20 protein-coding genes are annotated in these 20116 nt (G+C 65.0%); 12 read left to right on the forward strand and 8 right to left on the reverse strand.

Annotated features, from left to right (window positions below; translation table 11 throughout):
- The first annotated feature begins 24 nt into the window (after positions 1-24).
- Positions 25-303, forward strand: coding sequence for a hypothetical protein (locus LOY51_RS07130; protein ID WP_125463066.1), 279 nt, complete (start codon positions 25-27; stop codon positions 301-303).
- Here LOY51_RS07130 and LOY51_RS07135 read toward each other — a convergent pair.
- Positions 300-773 carry a cyclic nucleotide-binding domain-containing protein gene (locus LOY51_RS07135; protein ID WP_258645421.1) on the reverse strand — a complete coding sequence of 158 codons (474 nt, stop codon included), beginning with the start codon at positions 771-773 and terminating at the stop codon, positions 300-302. The genes LOY51_RS07130 and LOY51_RS07135 overlap by 4 nt on opposite strands.
- A gap of 159 nt (positions 774-932) precedes the next feature.
- Entirely contained in the window at positions 933-2969 is a 2037-nt protein-coding gene (locus tag LOY51_RS07140; protein ID WP_258645424.1) for a S9 family peptidase, read from the reverse strand.
- A 195-nt stretch (positions 2970-3164) separates the two neighbouring features.
- Here LOY51_RS07140 and LOY51_RS07145 point away from each other — a divergent pair, with 195 nt between their 5' ends.
- From LOY51_RS07145 to LOY51_RS07155, 3 genes are read left to right on the forward strand one after another with little or no spacing between them, the layout of a single operon-like run.
- Positions 3165-3674: an MFS transporter gene (locus LOY51_RS07145; protein WP_125857785.1), complete on the forward strand. Its 510-nt coding sequence runs from the start codon at positions 3165-3167 to the stop codon at positions 3672-3674.
- 16 nt (positions 3675-3690) lie between these two features.
- Positions 3691-4464, forward strand: a complete 774-nt coding sequence (locus LOY51_RS07150) for a class II glutamine amidotransferase (protein ID WP_125463070.1) — start codon at positions 3691-3693, stop codon at positions 4462-4464.
- A gap of 9 nt (positions 4465-4473) precedes the next feature.
- A complete protein-coding gene (locus LOY51_RS07155) occupies positions 4474-4995 on the forward strand; it encodes a DUF2937 family protein (RefSeq protein WP_125463071.1) in 522 nt (173 codons plus the stop codon).
- 89 nt (positions 4996-5084) lie between these two features.
- Here LOY51_RS07155 and LOY51_RS07160 read toward each other — a convergent pair whose 3' ends face one another.
- Positions 5085-5996, reverse strand: a complete 912-nt coding sequence (locus LOY51_RS07160) for a LysR family transcriptional regulator (RefSeq protein WP_258645429.1) — start codon at positions 5994-5996, stop codon at positions 5085-5087.
- 128 nt (positions 5997-6124) lie between these two features.
- Between LOY51_RS07160 and LOY51_RS07165 the strand changes: the two genes are divergently transcribed.
- Genes LOY51_RS07165 through LOY51_RS07180 form a run of 4 tightly spaced genes read left to right on the forward strand, consistent with a single transcriptional unit; the run spans position 6125 to position 9813 of the window.
- Positions 6125-7411, forward strand: coding sequence for an MFS transporter (locus tag LOY51_RS07165; protein WP_258645432.1), 1287 nt, complete (start codon positions 6125-6127; stop codon positions 7409-7411).
- Between the two features lie 10 nt (positions 7412-7421).
- On the forward strand, positions 7422-8201 hold the full coding sequence (locus LOY51_RS07170; protein WP_125463074.1) for a 5-oxoprolinase subunit PxpA: 780 nt from the start codon (positions 7422-7424) through the stop codon (positions 8199-8201).
- A complete protein-coding gene (pxpB, locus tag LOY51_RS07175; protein WP_125857788.1) occupies positions 8198-8893 on the forward strand; it encodes a 5-oxoprolinase subunit PxpB in 696 nt (231 codons plus the stop codon). Before LOY51_RS07170 ends, pxpB begins: the two co-directional genes overlap by 4 nt.
- Positions 8890-9813 (forward strand): 5-oxoprolinase subunit C family protein, encoded by a 924-nt coding sequence (locus LOY51_RS07180; protein ID WP_125857789.1) that lies wholly within the window; start codon positions 8890-8892, stop codon positions 9811-9813. Before pxpB ends, LOY51_RS07180 begins: the two co-directional genes overlap by 4 nt.
- Before the next feature lie 104 nt (positions 9814-9917).
- On the opposite strand, the gene LOY51_RS07185 is transcribed toward LOY51_RS07180, so the two are convergent.
- Positions 9918-11096, reverse strand: coding sequence for a vWA domain-containing protein (locus tag LOY51_RS07185; protein WP_125857790.1), 1179 nt, complete (start codon positions 11094-11096; stop codon positions 9918-9920).
- Between the two features lie 13 nt (positions 11097-11109).
- On the reverse strand, positions 11110-11955 hold the full coding sequence (locus tag LOY51_RS07190; RefSeq protein ID WP_110992491.1) for an AAA family ATPase: 846 nt from the start codon (positions 11953-11955) through the stop codon (positions 11110-11112).
- Between the two features lie 301 nt (positions 11956-12256).
- Between LOY51_RS07190 and cysK the strand changes: the two genes are divergently transcribed.
- The 3 genes from cysK to LOY51_RS07205 all read left to right on the forward strand — a co-directional run bounded on the left by cysK (position 12257) and on the right by LOY51_RS07205 (position 15658).
- Positions 12257-13231 carry a cysteine synthase A gene (gene cysK / locus LOY51_RS07195; protein ID WP_125463078.1) on the forward strand — a complete coding sequence of 325 codons (975 nt, stop codon included), beginning with the start codon at positions 12257-12259 and terminating at the stop codon, positions 13229-13231.
- A 172-nt stretch (positions 13232-13403) separates the two neighbouring features.
- Positions 13404-14339, forward strand: a complete 936-nt coding sequence (locus tag LOY51_RS07200; protein WP_125857791.1) for an aspartyl/asparaginyl beta-hydroxylase domain-containing protein — start codon at positions 13404-13406, stop codon at positions 14337-14339.
- 437 nt (positions 14340-14776) lie between these two features.
- On the forward strand, positions 14777-15658 hold the full coding sequence (locus LOY51_RS07205; RefSeq protein WP_258645437.1) for a DMT family transporter: 882 nt from the start codon (positions 14777-14779) through the stop codon (positions 15656-15658).
- Between the two features lie 114 nt (positions 15659-15772).
- Here LOY51_RS07205 and LOY51_RS07210 read toward each other — a convergent pair whose 3' ends face one another.
- Positions 15773-16648, reverse strand: a complete 876-nt coding sequence (locus tag LOY51_RS07210) for a DMT family transporter (RefSeq protein ID WP_125857793.1) — start codon at positions 16646-16648, stop codon at positions 15773-15775.
- A gap of 237 nt (positions 16649-16885) precedes the next feature.
- Between LOY51_RS07210 and aceK the strand changes: the two genes are divergently transcribed.
- Positions 16886-18607, forward strand: a complete 1722-nt coding sequence (gene aceK, locus LOY51_RS07215; protein ID WP_125857794.1) for a bifunctional isocitrate dehydrogenase kinase/phosphatase — start codon at positions 16886-16888, stop codon at positions 18605-18607.
- Between the two features lie 13 nt (positions 18608-18620).
- Here aceK and LOY51_RS07220 read toward each other — a convergent pair whose 3' ends face one another.
- Both LOY51_RS07220 and LOY51_RS07225 read right to left on the reverse strand, forming a co-directional pair.
- A complete protein-coding gene (locus tag LOY51_RS07220) occupies positions 18621-18974 on the reverse strand; it encodes a hypothetical protein (RefSeq protein ID WP_125857795.1) in 354 nt (117 codons plus the stop codon).
- A gap of 125 nt (positions 18975-19099) precedes the next feature.
- Entirely contained in the window at positions 19100-19972 is an 873-nt protein-coding gene (locus LOY51_RS07225) for a DUF6279 family lipoprotein (RefSeq protein ID WP_125857796.1), read from the reverse strand.
- Positions 19973-20116: the final 144 nt, after the last annotated feature.

The following is a 20116-nucleotide window of genomic DNA, read 5'->3' on the forward strand; positions in this document are numbered from 1 at the left end:
AAGGTTCCCGACAGGAGGTGGCAGATGTTGCATGCGATCCTCGCCGCGCTGCTGAGCGCCGCCACCCCCATGGCCGATGCCGCCGGCCAGCAGGCCGGCTCCCTCACGCCCGCGCCCGGTGCGCCCGGCACGGCGACACCCACGCCGTATCCGCAGATCACCCCGAGCACGCCGCCCAAGGCCGGCGCCAACCGCCCCGGCGCACCGCTGTTACCGCCCATGCCGGTGCCCGGGCCGCCGAAGGATCAGCCATTGCCCGGGTTGAACCAGGACCCGCCGAAAGCCCCGGGCAAAAACGACTAGACCTGGCGTGCCAGGCTTTGCCCGTCCTGCATGCGCAAGCGCTTGGACAACGCCACCGCCAGGGCGCGGATGATGCGTGCGGCGATGCGCGGCGAGTCCATCAGCATCTTTTCCAGTGAGTCCTTGCCCAAGGTGAGCAATTGGCAATCGCTGGCCGCGACACAGGTGGCCGAGCGCCGCTCACCGTCGAGCACGGCCATTTCGCCGAAGGCACGGCCCTTGCGCAGGGTGGCGATCTCCACCAGGGCGCCAGTGGCGTCGGTCTTGCGTACCGAGACCACGCCGCGGTGCAGGATGCACATGAACGTGCCGGCATCGCCTTCGCTGAAAATGGTCTGGCCTTCGCTGATCGCGGTGAGGCTGAAATAGCCGGCGGCGGCAAGGTAGTCGCCGGGTTGCAGGGTGTCGAACTGGCCGCAGTCCATGAGCATGTCGCGGATTTCGGCGTTGAGGTGGGATTGGTCGGGCATGTGTTGTTCTTCTTCGAATGTCTTGATCCCTGTGGGAGCGGGTTTACCCGCGAATGCTGCAGTGGCTTCACTGACGCTTTCGCGGGTGAACCCGCTCCCACAAGGGCCGTTTCACCTTCATGTCGGGTGACCGAACCCTATGACAACCAAAAACGCGTTTTACACCACGCCCAGCTCATTGAAGACGAACGCATATTCCAGCGCCACGTCGCGCAGCCCCTGGTAACGCCCGCTCATGCCGCCGTGGCCAGCACCCATTTCGGTCTTGAGCAGCAGCAGGTTGCTGTCGGTCTTGCACGTGCGCAGGCGCGCCACCCACTTGGCCGCTTCCCAGTACTGCACGCGGCTGTCGTTGTAGCCGGCGATCACCAGCATGGCCGGGTAGGCCTGCTGCTTGACGTTCTCGTACGGGGCGTAGCCCTTGATTCGCGCGTACACCTCGGGCTCTTCGGGGTTGCCCCATTCGTCGTACTCGGTGACGGTCAGCGGCAGCTCCGGGTCGAGCATGGTGTTGAGCACGTCGACGAACGGCACTTCGGCGATGGCGCAGCGGAACAGCTCCGGGCGCAGGTTGAGCACCGCGCCCATCAGCAGCCCGCCGGCGCTGCCGCCGCTGATGGCCAGGCGTTCGGAGGAGGTGATGCCCTCGTTGATCAGGTGTTCGGCGCAGGCGATGAAGTCATCGAAGCTGTTGTGCTTGTGTTCCTGCTTGCCGGCCCGGTACCAGGCCTCGCCCAGCTCGCCACCGCCGCGCACATGGGCGATGGCGAAGGCCACGCCGCGCTCCAGCAGGCTCAGGCGGGCATGGGAGAACCAGGGGTCGAGGCTTTCGCCGTAGGCGCCGTAGCCGTACAGGTAGAGCGGCACGGTCTTGTCCAGATCGACACGCCGGCGCACCAGGCTGATCGGCACGCGGGTGCCGTCCTTGGCCACTGCCCACAGGCGCTGGCTGACATAGTCGTCGGCATCGAAAGCGCCCAGCACCGGGGTCTGCTTGAGCACGGCCTGCTCGCCCGTGGCCAGCTCCAGCTGGCGCACCTGGGCCGGGCGGTTGAGGGCCTCGTAGCGCAGGCGGATGCGCGTGCTGGCGAACTCCAGGCTGTCCTGCACGTACAGGCTGTAGGCAGCGTCCGGCAGCTCCACGCGGTAGGCCGGCAAGCCTTGCGGGCGCACCTCGATGATCGGCAGGCCGCCTTCGCGCAGGCTCAGGCTCAGGGCCGAAGCGTTGAGGCTTACGCCTTCGAGCATGATGTCGTCGCGGTGCGCGACCAGCAGCTGCCAGTCGGCGCGGGTCGGTACCTGGTCGGCCGGGGCGTGGTACAGGGCGAAGTTGATGCCGTCCTGGTTGCTGCGGATGAACCAGCGCCACTGGCCGTCGAGCTGGCCGTGGTCGGGGAAGTATTCGTGGCCTTCGATCCGTGGCGCCAGGCAGGTGAACGCAGCCTGCGGCGTGGCGGCGTCCAGCACCCAGGCCTCACTGGTGGTCTTGCTGTTGAGCAGCAGCACCAATTGGCGCTCGGAGCTGGCGCGGTAGCAGTGCAGGAAGAAGCGCCCGTCGGGCTCTTCGAACACGCTCAAAGCATCGGCCTCACCGAGGGTGTGGCGGCGCAGGCGCCAGGGGCGGTGGGTGTCGTCCAGTTCGGCGAAGAACAGCGTCTGGCTGTCGTTGGCCCAGGTCATGCTGCCGTCGCAATCGTCGAAGGGCAGGGTGGTCAGCGCGCCGTTGGCCAGGTCCTTGACGTACAGGGTGTAGATCTCGTCGCCGCTGGTGTCGAGGCTGTAGGCCAGCAGGCGGTGGTCGGGGCTGACGTTGAATGCGCCGAGGGCCAGGAAGCCGCCATTGGCCAGGGCGTTGGGGTCGAGCAGCAGTTCTTCGCGGCTTTCATCCACCGTGTTGCTGTCATCCGCAGGGCGCGGGCAGCGGTAGTGGCGCGGGTATTCGTCACCGGCGGTGGTACGGGTGTAGTACAGGTAGGGGCCCCAGGGCGAGGGCAGCGACAGGTCGGTCTCGAGGATACGGCCCTTGATCTCTTCGAACAGCTGTTCGCGCAAGCTGGCCTGGTCGGCCAGGCAGGCCTCCTGATACGCGTTTTCCGCGTTCAGGTAGGCCAGTACCTCGGGGGTGTCGCGATCTTGCAGCCAGGCGTAGGGGTCGGTGCCGGGGGCCTGGTGGGCGACGGGGGGCATGATTGGCATTCGGTGTCTCATGATTGAAGGCAGCCTGTGCCGGCCATTTCGCGGGTAAACCCGCTCCCACAGGTTATGCGTAATCCCTGTGGGAGCGGGTTTACCCGCAAAGCAGCCGACGCGGTTCCTGAATGGGAGAGGGGGCGCCTGCGCCGGTAAAAGTGTTTATCATAGGCGTCTCTTTGCCTGGCATGCACGAACACCATGACCGAACACGACTATCTGTTGGCCTGGGGCCTCTACGCCGTCGCCGCCCTGGGTTGCCTGCTGGTGGCCTGCAAGCTCACCGGCTGGATGTGGCGCTGGCTGCGCGAGCCGCTGTGGGTGATCGTCGCCGTGCTGCTGTTCAGCCCGACCATCGTCGACCCGGTCAAGGACAGCTTCGCCCCGGCCATCGCCATCACCGCGCTGGACCTGGCCTTCAAGGTCGGCAACAACGCCTGGCGCGCCGCCTCGGACCTGGCCATGTACGGCATGATCGCCTTCGCCCTGTACCTGGTCTTCGTGCTGATCCGCTGGCCGCTGGAAAAACGCGCCGGCGAGCGACGTGCCCTGCGTGAGGCCGCGGCCCAGCGCCAGGCCAAGGAAGATGACGAGGCGCCGGCCCTGGCCCCGGTGGCCGCCGACCGCAACGACCGTTACCGCGATGACCCGCCACCTGCTCCCGTGCGCCGTTCCGGCCCGGCCCAGGGCCGCGTAGAACCCCGTCTGTAAGCCAGGAGCCGCGAGCATGTGCGAACTGCTGGGCATGAGTGCCAATGTCCCCACCGATATCGTCTTCAGTTTCACCGGCCTGATGCAGCGCGGTGGCCGCACCGGCCCGCACCGCGACGGCTGGGGCATCGGGTTCTACGAAGGGCGCGGCCTGCGCCTGTTCCAGGACCCGGCGGCGAGCAGCGAGTCGGAGGTGGCCAATCTGGTGCAGCGCTACCCGATCAAGAGCGAAGTGGTGATCGGCCATATTCGCCAGGCCAACGTTGGCCGGGTGTGCCTGTCCAACACCCATCCGTTCGTGCGCGAGCTGTGGGGCCGCAACTGGTGCTTCGCGCACAATGGCCAGTTGGGCGAGTTCAGCGGCCAACGCACCTTCTATCGCCCGATCGGCGACACCGACAGCGAAGCGGCCTTCTGCGACCTGCTCAACCGCGTGCGCGAGGCCTTCCCCGAGCCGGTCGAGGTCGAGCAACTATTGCCGGTGCTGGTCGAAGCCTGCGCCGAATACCGTGGCAAGGGCGTGTTCAACTGCCTGCTCAGCGACGGCGACTGGCTGTTCTGTTTCTGCTCCACCAAGCTGGTGCACATTACCCGCCGCGCGCCTTTCGGTGCTGCACGCTTGAAGGATGTCGACCTGATCGTCGATTTCCACACGCAAACCACCCCCAACGACGTGGTCACGGTGATCGCCACTGAAGCCTTGACCGAGAACGAGACCTGGAACCGCTACGAGCCGGGCCAATGGGCCCTGTGGCGCCACGGTGAGTGCGTCGCCCACGGCCAGAGCTAAGGACGCTCCATGTTCAGAAGTTACCTGCGCTTGCTGTTGTTCACGTTCGGCCTGCTGGCCGGTATCCAGGTGCCCGGGCTGGTCAAGGACTACAGCCAGCGGGTCGAGGCGCACCTGCTGGAATCGCGCCAGGCGCTCGACGGCTTCCGCCAGACTGCCCAGCGTTTCTTCAACGGCGACCTGCAGGCGCTGGTGCAGCATTACCGCAGCAGCGACGACCCGGTGTTCAACAGCGATGCCAACAGCATCGAAAGCCTGCTGATCCGTAATCAGTTGCTGGAGCACGAGTGGCAGGCGCTGCAAGGCTCGTGGGTGAGCCGCACCTGGCATGTGCTGGTGCAGCCGGAACCGGCGTTGCGTGAAGAGACGCTCAAGGGCTACAGCTACCAGATCCTGCTGGTGCCCGAGGCGATCGGCTGGGGGATTGGCGCCGGGTTCGTGCTGGCGTTCGTGGTCGAGAGCCTGTTGCTGCTGGTCGGCTGGGTGATCCTGGGTGGTCGGCGCAAGGTGGTCAAAGAGAGCTGGCGCTAGCCCTCGCCAGCCCAATCGCGGGGCAAGCCCGCTCCCACAGGTGAACACACTGCATGCGTGGGAGCGGGCTTGCCCTGCGATTGGGCCGTTCAGACCAACACAATCCGCTGCCCCCCCACATCCCGCGCATAGCGCTCCAGCACCTGTCGGCAAACCTCCACCACCTCGTCCACCAGCGCCACCCCGGTCTGCCAGGCCACCACCAGTTCCAGGCTCGGCGGTGGCTGCAACCCCTCCAGCAGCACCAGTTCACCCCGGCTCAACTCGCTGTCCACCAGCGCCGGCGGCAGCGCGCCGATGCCGAAGCCATCGCGCAGCAAGCGCGTGATTGCCGCCACCGAGTTCACGCAGTTCAAGCGCGGCGCCTCGGCCCCTGCACCCTGCAACAGGCTGAGCACCTCCTGGTGAGGCCGTGAATTCTTCGAGAAGGTGACGATGCGTTCGCGGCCCAGCTCAGCCAGCGACCCATAGTCACGGTGGTGGATGGAGCCTGCGGCAACGATCCAGCCCATGGGGTAACGCGCCAGGTCCAGGCTGCGGATCGACGGCTCGCGCAGCAGGTCGGTCTGCAGGATCACGTCGAGAAAGCCCTTGTGCAGCTGTTCGCGCAGGTTCAGCGCGGTGTCGGCCACCAGTTCGATCTCCACCTGCGGATAGCGTTCGGTAAGCTCCGCCACCAGCGCGCTCATCCAGGTGTGGATCACCGTGTCCATCACCCCCAGGCGAATCCGCCCGGTCTTGGCCCGGTCGCTGTCCAGCGACTGCTTCATGGCCTTGGCGGTGTCGAGCATGCGCTCGGCGTATTCGAGCACCTTGCTGCCTTCGGGCGTCAGGCTGACCCCGCGCGAGTCGCGCAACAGCAGTTTCACCCCAAGGTCGGCCTCCAGCGCGGCGATGCGGCTGGACACCGAGGCCTGGGTGGTGAACAGCTTCTCGGCGGTGAGGCGGAAGCTCTTGAGCCGGGCGACCCAGACGAAGGTTTCGAGGAAACGAAGGTTCATGATCAGTTTTTCTTGTTCCAGACCGGCGGATTTTCTCGTTGGACGCTTGAGGCGTTGGCTCTGAACATGGCAGCCAGGCCGCGACCTCGACGTCGCCCGTAAAACAATACCAACAAGCCGAGGCATACATGAACCCGACCGGCGTGCAGCAGCAGGCCCCCGCCCGATCCTCGAGCGGCCCCTTCGCCTGGTACCGCGACATCGACTCCCAGCAACGACGCACCTTCTGGAGCTGCAAGATCGGCTATGGCCTGGACGGCATGGACACCCAGATGCTCAGTTTCGTCGTGCCCACCCTGATCATGCTCTGGGGCATCAGCACCACCGAGGCCGGGTTGATCCATACCAGCACGCTGATCGCCTCGGCCCTAGGCGGCTGGATCGCCGGCATCCTCTCCGACCGCATCGGCCGGGTACGCACCCTGCAACTGACGGTGCTGTGGTTCGCCTTCTTCACCTTCCTCTGCGGCTTCGCCCAGAACTACGAGCAACTGCTGATCGCCCGCACCCTGATGGGCTTCGGTTTCGGCGGCGAATGGACCGCCGGCGCGGTGCTGATCGGCGAGGTGATCCGCGCCCAGGACCGTGGCAAGGCGGTGGGCATGGTGCAGTCGGGCTGGGCCATCGGCTGGGGCCTCACCGCCATCCTCTATGCGCTGCTGTTCTCCTGGCTGCCACCTGAACAAGCCTGGCGTGCGCTGTTCCTGCTCGGCCTGCTGCCGGCGCTGTTCGTGATCTTCGTGCGCCGCCTGGTCAAGGACCCGGAGGTCTATCGCGAGGCCAAGGCCGCCGAAAGCGCTGCCGAGCCCGCGCATTTCTACGAGATCTTCGCCCCCGGCATGCTCTGGATTACCGTGCGCGCCTCGCTGCTGACCACCGGCGCGCTGGGCGGTTACTACGCCATCACCTCGTGGCTGCCGACTTTCCTCAAGAACGAACGCGGCCTGAGCGTGCTCGGCACCGGCGGCTACCTGGCGACGGTGATCGTCGGCTCCTACATTGGCTACGTGGTCAGCGCGTACCTGTCTGATCTGCTGGGGCGCAAGAAGAACTTCATCCTGTTCGCCGTGGGTTCGTTCATCATCGTGCTGCTCTACACCCAGCTGCCGGTCAGCAATGACGTGATGCTGTGGCTGGGCTTGCCGCTGGGCTTCTTCGCCTCGGGCATCTTCAGCGGCATGGGCGCCTTCCTCACCGAACTGTTCCCCACCCGTATCCGCGGCTCGGGGCAGGGCTTCTGCTACAACATCGGCAAGGTCTTCGCGGCGTTGTTCCCGCTGCTGATCGGCCTGCTCAGCCAGAAAGTCCCCCTGGGGCTCGGCATTGGCGCCTTCGCCGCGGTGTCCTATGGCGTGGTGATCCTGGCAGCGCTGAGCCTGCCGGAAACCCGCGGCAAACAACTGCTGGCACGCTAAGGTAGGCAGCATGAACATCGACACGGGAATCAGCCAAGTGAAACGCCTGCTACTCAATTGCGACATGGGCGAGAGTTTCGGCAGCTGGCGCATGGGCCTGGATGCCGAGGTGATGCCGTACATCGATTGCGCCAACATCGCCTGCGGCTACCACGCCGGCGACCCGGGCACCATGCGCCGCACGGTGGCCCTGGCGCTGGAGCATGGCGTGACCATTGGCGCGCACCCGGCCTACCCGGACCTGGTGGGCTTCGGTCGCCGCTCCATGGCCTGCAGCAGCGAGGAGATCCGCGACCTGCTGCACTACCAGATCGGCGCGCTGGATGGCATCTGCAAGGTGCAGGGCAGCCGGGTGGCCTACATCAAGCCCCATGGCGCGCTGTACAACGACATGATGGCCGACCCGCAAAAGCTGCGTGCCGTGCTCGAGGCCGTGGCCGCCTATGACGGCAACCTGCCTTTGATGCTCATGGCCACTGCTGACAACAGCGCCGCCCAGGCCCTGGGCGACGAAATCGGCGTGCCGCTGTGGTTCGAAGCCTTCGCCGACCGTGCCTACACCGCCAGCGGTCACCTGGTGTCGCGGCGCCTGCCGGGCGCGGTGCACCACGACCCGGCGCTGGTGGTCGAGCAGGCATTGCGCCTGGCCCGGGGTGAAGCACTGGTGGCTGATAACGGCAGCGCTGTGGGGCTGAACGCCAGCACCCTGTGCGTGCATGGCGACAACGAAAGCTCGGTGGCCGCCGTACGCCAGATCCGCCAGGCCCTCGACGCGCTGGAGCTGCCATGACGCCGCGTATCGAGGTGGTGGCGTTCGACAGCCTGATGGTGCGCCTGTTCGACCGTATCGATGAGGCCAACATGCCCTGGATTCTCGCCGCCAGCCAACGCCTGCGAGCGGTGTTCGGCGCGCAGCTGATCGACTTGGTGCCGTCCTATACCACGCTGATGGTGCAGTTCGACCTGGCACCGAACGAAGCGCGCCAGCGCATTGTGCAAGCATTCGAGGGGTTGCAGCCGGACCCCGGCAGCGCCGGGCGGCGCCACGAGATCCCGGTGTGGTACCACGCCAGCGTCGGCCCTGAATTGCCACTGCTGGCCGCCCGCAGCGGCCTGAGTGAAGCCGAGGTGATCAGCCTGCACAGCGGTCGCGATTATCCGGTATTTGCCTTGGGTTTCGCCCCCGGCTTCGGCTTCATGGGCCTGGTCGATGAGCGCCTGGCCAGCCCGCGCCTGAGCACCCCGCGCAAGCGCGTGGCGGCGGGCAGCGTGGGCATCGCCGAACGCCAGACGGCCGCTTACCCTGCGGTATCGCCGGGCGGCTGGAACCTGATCGGGCGCACGCCGGTGCGCCTGTTCGACCGTGAGCGCGAAGGCTACAGCCTGCTGCAGCCGGGCGACCGGGTACGTTTTGTGGCGGTGGACCGCCGTGAATTCATCACCTTGGGCGGCGACGACAGCCCGTTGGAGGCCCAGGCATGAGCCAGTTGCGGATCGAGGCCAGCACCGCGCTGTGCCTGTTGCAGGATGCCGGGCGTTTTGGTGTGCGCCACCTGGGTGTGACCCAGGGCGGGGCGTTGGATTGGGTGGCCATGCGTTGGGCCAACTGGCTGCTGGGCAACGACCTGGACAGCGCCGTGGTCGAGATCGCCCTGGGCGGTTTCAGCGTGGTCGCCGAACAGGATTGCGTGCTGGCGTTGGCCGGTGCCGACCTGGATGCGCATATCGATGAGCGGCCAGTGGCGCCTTGGCGCAGCTTCAGGCTGGGCAAGGGGCAGCAGTTGAGCTTGCGCCAGCCGCGTCAGGGCGTGCGGGCTTATCTGGCGGCGCCCGGCGGATTCGCGGGTGAGGTGGTGCTGGGCAGTTGTGCGACGGTGGTGCGCGAAGCCTTGGGTGGCTTGGATGGGCAGGGCCGGGCGTTGCTCAAAGGTGAGGTGTTGCACGCGGGTGCTGCCATCGCGGGGCAAGCCCGCTCCCACGTGCCTGAAACGGTGCGCCCGGTGTATGACGAGAAGCCCCTGCTGGACCTGGTAATGGGCGCGCAGATTGGCGACTTCAGCGGTACCAGTTTGTTCGAGGCGTTCAATCGTGACTGGACATTGGACAGTCGCGCCGATCGCATGGGCATTCGCCTGTTGGGGTCGCAGCTGGTGTACCAGGGGGCGCCGATGATTTCCGAGGGCATCCCGCTGGGCGCTGTGCAGGTGCCGCCGGACGGGCAGCCGATCGTGCTGCTCAATGACCGGCAGACCATTGGCGGCTATCCGCGGCTGGGCGCGTTGACGCCGCTGGCCCTGGCGCAACTGGCGCAGTGCCTGCCGGGGGCGGTGGTGCGGTTCCGGGCGGTGGTGCAGGATGAGGCGTGGCGGGAGCAGCAGGTGTACTTGCGCAGGTGGGGTTGAGTCTGCCGGCCTCATCGCGGGGCAAGCCCGCTCCCACGCCATTTCCACGAGAGTATGGCGTGGGAGCGGGCTTGCCCCGCGATGGGGTCAGTCCAGTCAATTCATCACTTGGAGAGGTAACGCATCCCGTCTTCCAACCCCTGCAAGGTCAGCGGATACATCTTGTCCTCGATCAGGTCGCGCACCAGGTGGGTTGACGCCGTGTAGTCCCAGGCCTGCTTGGGGTACGGATTGATCCAGATGACCTTCTTGAACTTCTCCATGAAGCGCTGGATCCACACATACCCGGCTTCTTCGTTCCAGTGCTCGACGCTGCCACCCGGCTGGGTGATCTCGTAGGGGGCCATGGCGGCGTCGCCAACGAAGATCACTTTGTAATCGTCGCCGTACTTGTGCAGCAGGTCGAAGGTGGCGAAACGCTCCGAGGTGCGGCGCAGGTTGTTCTTCCACACCGACTCGTAGACGCAGTTGTGGAAGTAGTAATACTCCAGGTGCTTGAACTCGGTCTTGCAGGCCGAGAACAGCTCTTCGCACACCTTCACATGGGCATCCATCGAGCCGCCGATGTCGAACAGCAACAGCAGCTTCACCGTGTTGCGCCGCTCGGGGCGCATCTGGATGTTCAACAGCCCCGCGTCACGGGCGGTGTGGTCGATGGTGCCGTCGATGTCCAGCTCTTCGGCGGCGCCTTCACGGGCGAACTTGCGCAGGCGGCGCAGCGCCAGCTTGATGTTGCGGGTGCCCAGCTCGACCTGGTCGTCGAGGTTCTTGTACTCGCGCTGGTCCCACACCTTCACCGCCTTGCCCTGGCGCTTGCCGGCCTCGCCGACGCGGATGCCCTCGGGGTTGAAGCCGCCCGAGCCGAACGGGCTGGTGCCGCCGGTGCCGATCCACTTGTTGCCGCCGGCGTGGCGTTCCTTTTGCTCTTCGAGGCGTTTCTTGAATTCCTCGATCAGCTTGTCCAGGCCGCCCAGGGACTGGATCTGCGCGCGTTCCTCGTCGCTCAGCGAGCGTTCGAACTCCTTGCGCAGCCAGTCCTCGGGGATCAGAGCCTCGATGTGCCGGTCGAGGTTATCCAGGCCCTTGAAGTAGGCGGCGAAAGCGCGGTCGAACTTGTCGAAATGGCGTTCGTCCTTCACCAGGATGGCCCGGGCGAGGTAGTAGAACGCGTCCATGTCGGCGAACACCACGCCCTTCTGCAGGGCGTGGTGCAGGTCGAGCAGCTCGCGCACCGACACCGGCACCTTGGCCGCGCGCATTTCATTGAACAGGTTGAGCAGCATGGCCCGGCTCCTGTCAGCGGTTGCCGCGCCGGCTCATGAAGGCCAGGCGCTCGAGCAGTTGCACGTCCTGCTCGTTCTTGACCAGGGCCCCGGCCAGCGGCGGGATGGCCTTGGTCGGGTCGCGTTCACGCAGTACCGCTTCACCGATGTTGTCGGCCATCAGCAGCTTGAGCCAGTCGACCAGTTCGGAGGTGGAGGGCTTTTTCTTCAGGCCCGGCACCTTGCGCACGTCGAAGAACACGTCCAGCGCCTCGCTGACCAGCGACTCGCTGATCTTCGGGTAGTGCACATCGACGATGCGCTGCAGGGTGTCGCGGTCGGGGAAGGCGATGTAGTGGAAGAAGCAGCGGCGCAGGAAGGCGTCGGGCAGCTCCTTTTCGTTGTTGGAGGTGATGATGATGATCGGGCGCTGCTTGGCCTTGATGGTCTCGTCGGTCTCGTAGACGTAGAACTCCATCTTGTCGAGCTCTTGCAGCAGGTCGTTGGGGAACTCGATGTCGGCCTTGTCGATCTCGTCGATCAGCAGGATCACCCGCTCCTCGGCCTCGAAGGCTTCCCACAACTTGCCCTTTTTCAGGTAGTTGCGCACATCGTGGACTTTGTCGGTGCCCAGCTGCGAGTCGCGCAGGCGGCTGACCGCGTCGTACTCGTAGAGGCCCTGGTGGGCCTTGGTGGTCGACTTGATGTGCCAGGTGATCAGGCGCGCACCGAACGAGGCGGCCAATTGCTCGGCGAGCATGGTCTTGCCGGTGCCGGGCTCACCCTTGACCAGCAGCGGGCGTTCCAGGGTGATGGCCGCGTTGACCGCCAGTTTCAGGTCGTCTGTGGCGACGTAGTCGCGGGTGCCTTCGAACTTCATGAACCGATCCTCTGGGGTGGCCTGTGCCGGCCCTTCGCCGGCAAGCCGGCTCCCACAGGTACGGCGCAATCGCTGTGGGAGCCGGCTTGCCGGCGATAGGGCCGGTAGAGACAACACATGTTTGTATTTTGTCAGCGACTATAACCCCAGCCCCGACGCCTGCAAACGCAGACCCGGTATTCAGTCCCTGAATGGTCCGTCACGACCGGCCGCCCGGCAGGCGCGATCAGGCTTTACGCTCCCCCGTTGCAGGCTTACCCTGATGTTTTTCCCCGCTCTTTCATGTTCAAGGACACCTGCCATGAGCCGTATCTACGCAGACAACGCCCACTCCATCGGCAACACGCCGCTGGTGCAGATCAACCGCATCGCCCCGCGCGGCGTGACCATCCTGGCCAAGACCGAAGGGCGCAACCCTGGCTACTCGGTGAAGTGCCGGATCGGCGCGAACATGATCTGGGACGCCGAGAGCAGCGGCAAACTCAAGCCGGGCATGACCATCGTCGAGCCCACCTCGGGCAATACCGGCATCGGCCTGGCCTTCGTGGCCGCCGCCCGCGGCTACAAGCTGATCCTGACCATGCCGGAGTCGATGAGCCTGGAGCGGCGCAAGGTGCTCAAGGCGCTGGGCGCCGAGCTGGTGCTGACCGACAAGGCCAAGGGCATGAAGGGCGCCATCGAGAAGGCCAACGAGATCGTCGCCTCAAACCCTGCGCAGCACTTCCTGCCGGGCCAGTTCGACAATCCGGCCAACCCGGCCATCCACGAGAAGACCACCGGCCCGGAAATCTGGAACGACACCGATGGCGCGGTGGACGTGCTGGTGGCCGGCGTCGGCACCGGTGGCACCATCACCGGGGTGTCGCGCTACATCAAGCACACCCAGGGCAAGGCGATTCTGTCGGTGGCGGTGGAGCCGGTGAACTCGCCGCTGATCAGCCAGACCCTGGCCGGCGAGGAACTCAAGCCCACCCCGCACAAGATCCAGGGCATCGGCGCCGGCTTCGTGCCGAAGAACCTCGACCTTTCGATTGTCGACCAGGTGGAGACGGTGACCGAGGAGGAGTCCAAGGCCATGGCCATTCGCCTGATGCAGGAGGAGGGCATCCTCTGTGGCATCTCCTGTGGCGCGGCGATGGCGGCGGCGGTGCGCCTGGCGGAAAAACCGGAAATGCAGGGTAAGACCATCGTCGTGATCCTGCCTGACTCCGGCGAGCGCTACCTGTCCAGCATGCTGTTCAGCGACATGTTCAGCGAGCAGGAAAACCAGCAGTAAGCGGCAAAGTAAGCGGCAAGTTGCAAGTTGCAAGCTTCAAGCGGCAAGATCACGGCCTGCGTTGACGCAGATCAGCTTGCCGCTTACGGCTAGGAGCTTGCAGCTCCCCCGGAGGGGGTTATCATGTCCGGCTATTCGGGGATGGCCAGATTTCCCCTCCAAGGAGTGTTGCATGACCTTTTCCTTTGTCGCCAAGGCCGGTGTGTTGCTGGTCTTTTTCGGCAGCGTGCTGTTCGTACACCTGCGCGGCAAGGCGCGTCTGCCGGTGCTGCGCCAGTTCGTCAACCATTCGGCGCTGTTCGCCCCGTACAACAGCCTGATGTACCTGTTCTCCGGCGTGCCTTCCAAGCCGTACCTCGACCGCCAGCGCTTCCCTGAACTGGACGTGCTCAAGGACAACTGGCAAACCATCCGCGAAGAGGCCATGCGCCTGTTCGACGAGGGTTACATCAAAGCCGCAGAAAAGGACAACGACGCCGGTTTCGGCTCGTTTTTCAAGAAGGGCTGGAAGCGTTTTTACCTCAAGTGGTACGACAAAGCGCTGCCGTCGGCCGAGGCGCTGTGCCCCAAGACCGTCGAACTGGTCAACAGCATTCCTAACGTCAAAGGTGCGATGTTTGCCCTGCTGCCCGGCGGCAGCCATCTGAACCCGCACCGTGACCCGTTTGCCGGTTCGCTGCGCTATCACCTGGGCCTGTCCACCCCCAATTCGGACAACTGCCGCATCTACGTCGACGGCCAGCCCTACGCCTGGCGCGATGGCGAGGACGTCATGTTCGACGAGACCTTCGTGCACTGGGTGAAGAACGAGACCGAGATGACTCGGGTGATCCTGTTCTGCGATGTCGAGCGCCCGCTCAACAGCCCGTTGATGACCCGCATCAACCGCAAGGTCAGCGCCTTCCTCGGCCGTGCCACCGCACCGCAGAATACCGACGACGAGCGTGTCGGCGGGATCAACCAGGCGTATGCCTGGAGCAAGCGTTTCAGCAATGTGATCAGCTCCCGCGTGAAGCAGTTCAAGCGTGCCAATCCCAAGGCCTACCGTGTGCTGCGGCCAGTGCTGGCGGTGCTGGTCGCCGTCGCGCTGTACCGCTGGTTGTTCTGATTTATCCGTTGCTTGCCAGGGCCCCATCGCCGGCGAGCCGGCTCCCACAGTGAAACGCATGACCCTGTGGGAGCCGGCTTGCCGGCGATGGGGCCCTGTTGCTCAGCCAAAGAATTGCCGATATATTCCGAAACATTCACTTCTGCAGAAGACCTGCTCATGCCAGCCATCCCTTCCACCACTGCTTACGTTCTCGCGCCTGTCGCGGGCGTGGTTGTGCGTGGCAGCCAGCAGCCGGCCATGATCAGTCATTACCCACCACCACCTGTCAGTGGCGTCGTAGGCGGCGTAGCTCCGCCTCCTTGCGTGGTCGTACTGGGCTGATCGGCTTCTGGCCGCATCCCCAGCGCACGCAAGCTACTGAACACGGTCGGCTATCCCTCGATACGCGATAGAACCGCCCGTACGGCTTTCCTTGCCCATACAGGTGGCAATACATGTCTGTTTTCAACAAAGCATCCGTGGCCTCGGCGGCCACCACCAGCCTGTTCGTCCTGCTGTGGAGCAGCGGGGCGATCGTCTCCAAGCTTGGTCTGGCCCAGGCCAGCCCCTTCGCCTTCCTGTTGCTGCGCTCGGCGCTGGCACTGGCCGGCCTGTTGCTGATCGGCCCGTTGCTGGGGTTGCGCTGGCCGCGTAGCCGGGGTGGCATTCTGCGCGCCCTGGGTACCGGCTGCGTGCTGCTCGGCGCGTACCAGATCTTCTACCTGCTGGCGCTGAACACCCACGTCACCCCCGGCGTCATGGCCACAGTGATGGGCGTGCAGCCAATCCTCACCGTGGTCCTGATGGAGCGTAGGCGTTCCTGGAGCCGGCTGTTCGGCCTTGGCTTGGGCCTTGGTGGGCTGGTGATGGTGGTCTACCAGGGCATCAACCTGGGTGGCGTCTCGTTGCTCGGGATGCTGTTCGCCTTGCTGGCGCTGGCCAGCATGACCTGCGGCTCGATCCTGCAGAAGCGCATCACCGACAACCCCATGGGTACCTTGCCATTGCAGTACCTGGCAGGTTTTGCCCTGTGCGCGCTGTTCGCGCCGTTCCAGCCGTTGCAGGTGGCGTGGAATGCCAGCTTCCTCGGCGCGCTGCTGTGGATGGGGCTGGTGGTCTCGTTGCTGGCCACGCTGCTGCTGTACCGGCTGATTGCGCGGGGCAACCTGGTCAATGTCACCAGCCTGTTCTACCTGGTGCCGGCGGTGACGGCGGTGATGGATTTCATCATCTTCGGTAACCGCCTGGCGCCGCTCAGCCTGCTGGGCATGGGGCTGATCGTGGTCGGGCTGCTGTTTGTGTTCCGCAAGCCGGCGTTGCGTACAGCGCAGGCCTGACGCCAGTGGGAGCGGGCTTGCCCCGCGATGCGTCGTCCGATCTGACGAAATCGCGGGGCAAGTCGCAACGGCGCACCGCCGCTCCCACGCTACACAGCTCCCACGCTGCCCGGTTCACTGCCGGGTAGGGCGCAGCACCAGCCACAGTGCCGCGCCAATCAGCACCCCGCCGTACAGGTGTGCCATCGACAGTGGCTCGTCCAGCAGCCACGCCCCCCACAGCACGCCGAACACTGGAATCAGGAAGGTCACGGTACTGGCCTTGACCGGCCCGATCTCGTCCAGCAAGCGGAAGTACAGGATGTAGGCGAACGCGGTGCACAGCAGGCCCAGGCCCAGCAGCGACAACCACACCTGCCAACCGCCCCAGCTGGCTGGCGGTTGGCTGAGGGCGCTCCAGGTGAACAGCGGGCTGAGCAGCAGCGTCGCGCCGAGCATGCTGCCCAGGGCCGACAGGCGGCTATCCAGGCCGCTGATCCAGCGCCGGGCGAGGAAACCGGCGAAGCCATAGCAAGTGGTCGCCGCCAGGCAGGCCAGAGCGCCTTGCAGCAGGGCCAGGTCCAGCGCCGCAGGCCCTGCGCCGCTGAGGATGCCGACGCCGAACAGGCCCAGGAATATCCCGCACAGCTTGGCCAGTGTCATCGGCTCACGGAAGCACAGCGCGCCGATCAGCACACCCATCAGTGGCGTGGTGGCGTTGAAGATCGCCGAATAGCCGGCCGGCAGCACCTGCGCTGCCACCGAATAGAAGGTCGCCGGGATGCCGGAGTTGATCATGCCCAGCACCAGGCAGGCGCCCAGCTTGCCGTTGAAGTCCCAGCGCACCCGGGTAGCGGCGAGGATCGCGATCAGCCCAAGGCAGGCGATCGACACCCGGAAGAACGCGGTCGGCACGGTGCCGAGTTCCGGGGCGATGATGCGCATGAACAGGAAGCTCGCCCCCCAGACAGCGGCGAGGGTCAGCAGGCGGGCTAGGGCGATGGGGCTCACGGGGGTCTCCGGCAGTGGGGCAGGGGCGCGAGTGTACGTCACGGGCCTTGGCGATTCTTGTGCTTTCTTGCTCAGTGATTGCGTGCGGCCCATCGCGGGGCAAGCCCGCTCCCACGCCACACACCACACACGCGGGAGCGCGTGGGAGCGGGCTTGCCCCGCGATGGGCCGCACGGTCTTCCGTAAACCCTGCAGGCGACTAAGCTCTTTAACTCACCTTGATTCGAGGCCCCGCGCATGACCCAACCCTGGCCCGCTGCCGACATCGCCCGCGTGATCCTCGAGGGCTTCGACGACTACCGCGAGCATTTTCGCCGCATCACCCTGGGCGCCCGCGAGCGTTTCGAGCAGGCGCGCTGGCAGGACATCCAGCAAGCGGCTGCGGCCCGTATCAACCTCTATGAAGAAAAGGTCGCCGAGGCCAACGGCAGGTTGCGCCAAGGGTTCCAGGCGCCGGTGCTGCTGGACGTGGAGCAGTGGCCGCTGGTGAAGAGCGCTTACATCCGCCTGATCGACCCGCGCCTGGACGATGAACTGTCCGAAACCTGGTACAACTCACTGTTCTGCAGCCTGTTCAGCCATGACCAGATCAGCGACGGTTGCATGTTCATCCACACCACCCGGCCTTCGATGCGCAGCCACGAGCGCGCGGCGCAAACCTGCACTTACCCGCTCCAGGGTGGGCTGAAGGGGTTGTTGCGGGCGATCTTCGCCGATTATGCATTCAACGAGCCCTACGGCGATCTGGAGGGCGACCTGACACGGCTGGAGCAGCAACTGCGCGAGAGCCTGCCCGACTGGGTGTGCAAGGACCCGGCGCTGGCCGTGGAGCTGTTCACCCCGGTGCTGTACCGCAACAAGGGCGCCTACCTGGTCGGGCGCCTGCACACCGTCGACGAGCAATGGCCGCTGGTGATCCCGCTGCTGCACCGCGAAGGGCATGGCATCGAGGCCGACGCGCTGATCACCGATGAGGCCGAGGTGTCGATCATCTTCTCCTTCACCCGCTCGTACTTCATGGTCGATGTGCCGGTACCGGCGGAGTTCGTCAACTTTCTCAAGCGCATCCTGCCGGGCAAGCACATCGCCGAGCTGTACACCTCGATCGGCTTCTACAAACACGGCAAGTCGGAGTTCTACCGCGCGCTGATCGGCCACCTGGCGCGCAGCGATGACCGTTTCATCATGGCCCCGGGGGTACGGGGGATGGTGATGAGCGTGTTCACCCTGCCGGGCTTCAACACCGTGTTCAAGATCATCAAGGACCGCTTTTCGCCCTCAAAGACCGTGGACCGTGCCACGGTGATCGACAAGTACCGCTTGGTGAAAAGCGTCGATCGCGTCGGGCGCATGGCCGATACCCAGGAGTTCGCCGATTTTCGCTTCCCCCAGGCCAAGTTCGACCCCGAATGCCTTGCCGAACTGCTGGAGGTTGCGCCCTCCACCGTGGCCCTCGAAGGTGACACGGTATTGATCCGCCACTGCTGGACCGAACGGCGCATGACCCCGCTCAACCTGTACCTGGAGCATGCCAGCGAGGCGCAGGTGCTGGAGGCGCTGGAGGATTACGGGCTGGCGATCAAGCAACTGGCGGCGGCCAATATCTTCCCGGGCGACATGCTGCTGAAAAACTTCGGTGTCACCCGTCATGGCCGGGTGGTGTTCTACGACTACGACGAAATCTGTTTCCTTACCGAGGTCAACTTCCGCCATATCCCGCCACCGCGCTATCCGGAGGACGAAATGTCCGGCGAGCCGTGGTATTCGATCGGCCCCCACGACGTGTTCCCCGAGGAGTTCCCTCCGTTCCTGTTCGCCGACATGGGCCAGCGGCGTTTGTTCAGCCGCTTGCATGGCGAGCTGTATGACGCCGATTACTGGAAGGGGCTGCAGGAGGCGATCCGGGCGGGGAAGGTGATCGATGTGTTTCCGTATCGGCGCCGGGATCGCAAGCCGTGAGAGTGCCGGCGGGTCAGAGCATTCTGAGCAGCAGATGGGCGCCTGCCTTCAGGTATTCGACTTGTGCAATCAACGCATCGCGCACGATGGCTGCGCCTGTGTCGCTGAGTTCGGTTTTCATAGCTTGCAGAACCGACAGCTGTAACAGGTGCATGGTCACGTCCATGGCGTTCATGTAGGCGGTGAGGTTGCTGTTTGGAGTGCCGAGCAGGTTGATCAGCCGCTCGATGCGTTCATCGGCGTCCCTGGCGATGGCGCGATACTCCTGCAGGTTCACCGTGCCGTCCGCATGGATGGTGCTGAGCAAGTGTTCAAGCGAGCCTGAGTTGAATGGGTTGCGCTCTGCTTTTGTGGTGTGGTCGTTCATGGGTTGTCCTCTAGGAAGCCGTGTTAGGTAACCGTGGCGGTTGCCACAACACGCAGTCTGCCTAGCCCCAGGGCCCAGGTTGCGGTACATGATTGCGACATTGCACGGGCAGAACGTGGTATGCGCTAGCGGGACGCGGCTGTCTTCAGGCACTTCAGCTCACTGAAGTCTGCCCGTACCTGGCCCAGGCGTTGTTGCAGGAACGTGCGCTGTTGCGGGCTGCTTTGTTTCATCAAGTCCACCAGCAGGCTGCGGGCTTGCAGTTCGGTATTCTGGAACGCGGCTCGGTATTCTGGCGTCCACAGACTCTCCTTGCGCTGCAGCAGCTGTGCCAGCCGTGGCTCGAAGCCGGGCGAGGCACGCTGGTCCATCACCAGCACCAGCTGCTGCTGCCAATGGGCGCGGTTGGCGATCGCTGCACGGTTCTGATCGCCCAGCGCCTGGGACCAGCTCAATACCCGCAAGCGCTGTTCGGGGGTGAGCTCTCCCAGCCAAGGTTCAAGGCGCTTCTGCATGCGGGTTGCACGCTGTTCGATCTGTTTGGGCAACGGCGTCTGGGCATAGGCTTGCCGGCGTTTGTCGATGTCCTGGCGAAACGCCTGGCGCATCTCGGCCACCTGGGCGTCGCTCATGCCACGCAGCAGCTCGCTGGCGGAGGGGGTGATCTGCTCGGCGACCCTCCCGATCGCCTGGCGTGCCTCGGCAGTGCGCTGTTGCAGGGTCGCATCGGTAACGTTATCGCTGGCGACCATCCCTTGCACCCGGTCGAGCCAGTCGAGGTAGCCGGGCAGTTGGGTCTTGCAGTGCCAGGCCAGTTGTTCCTTGAGCCGTTCGTCGAGCAGGCGCTTCTGTTCGCGGTTCATGTCCAGGTAATCGCCCAGCGACCACGGCACCAGGCGGTCGAGGTTGCGGTAGGCCAGGTCGATGCGGTTGCAGGCTACCAGCACCAGGGCCAGGGCAACGACGATGAGCAGGGCTTTGGTCAGGCGTACAGGCATGAGCGAATCCTTGCAGGGACTGGCCAGGCGGTAGACGCAAAGGGTGCGCGGCGGTTCCGGCGCATGTGCGTTCGGACGGCCGGGCGGGTCAGGTGTTAGGTTTTGTACGAAAAGTGTCTGCGCGACGATCATGCTGCGTTGAAA

Origin of the sequence: Pseudomonas sichuanensis (assembly GCF_024749065.1) — a bacterium.
GTDB lineage: Bacteria > Pseudomonadota > Gammaproteobacteria > Pseudomonadales > Pseudomonadaceae > Aquipseudomonas > Aquipseudomonas sichuanensis.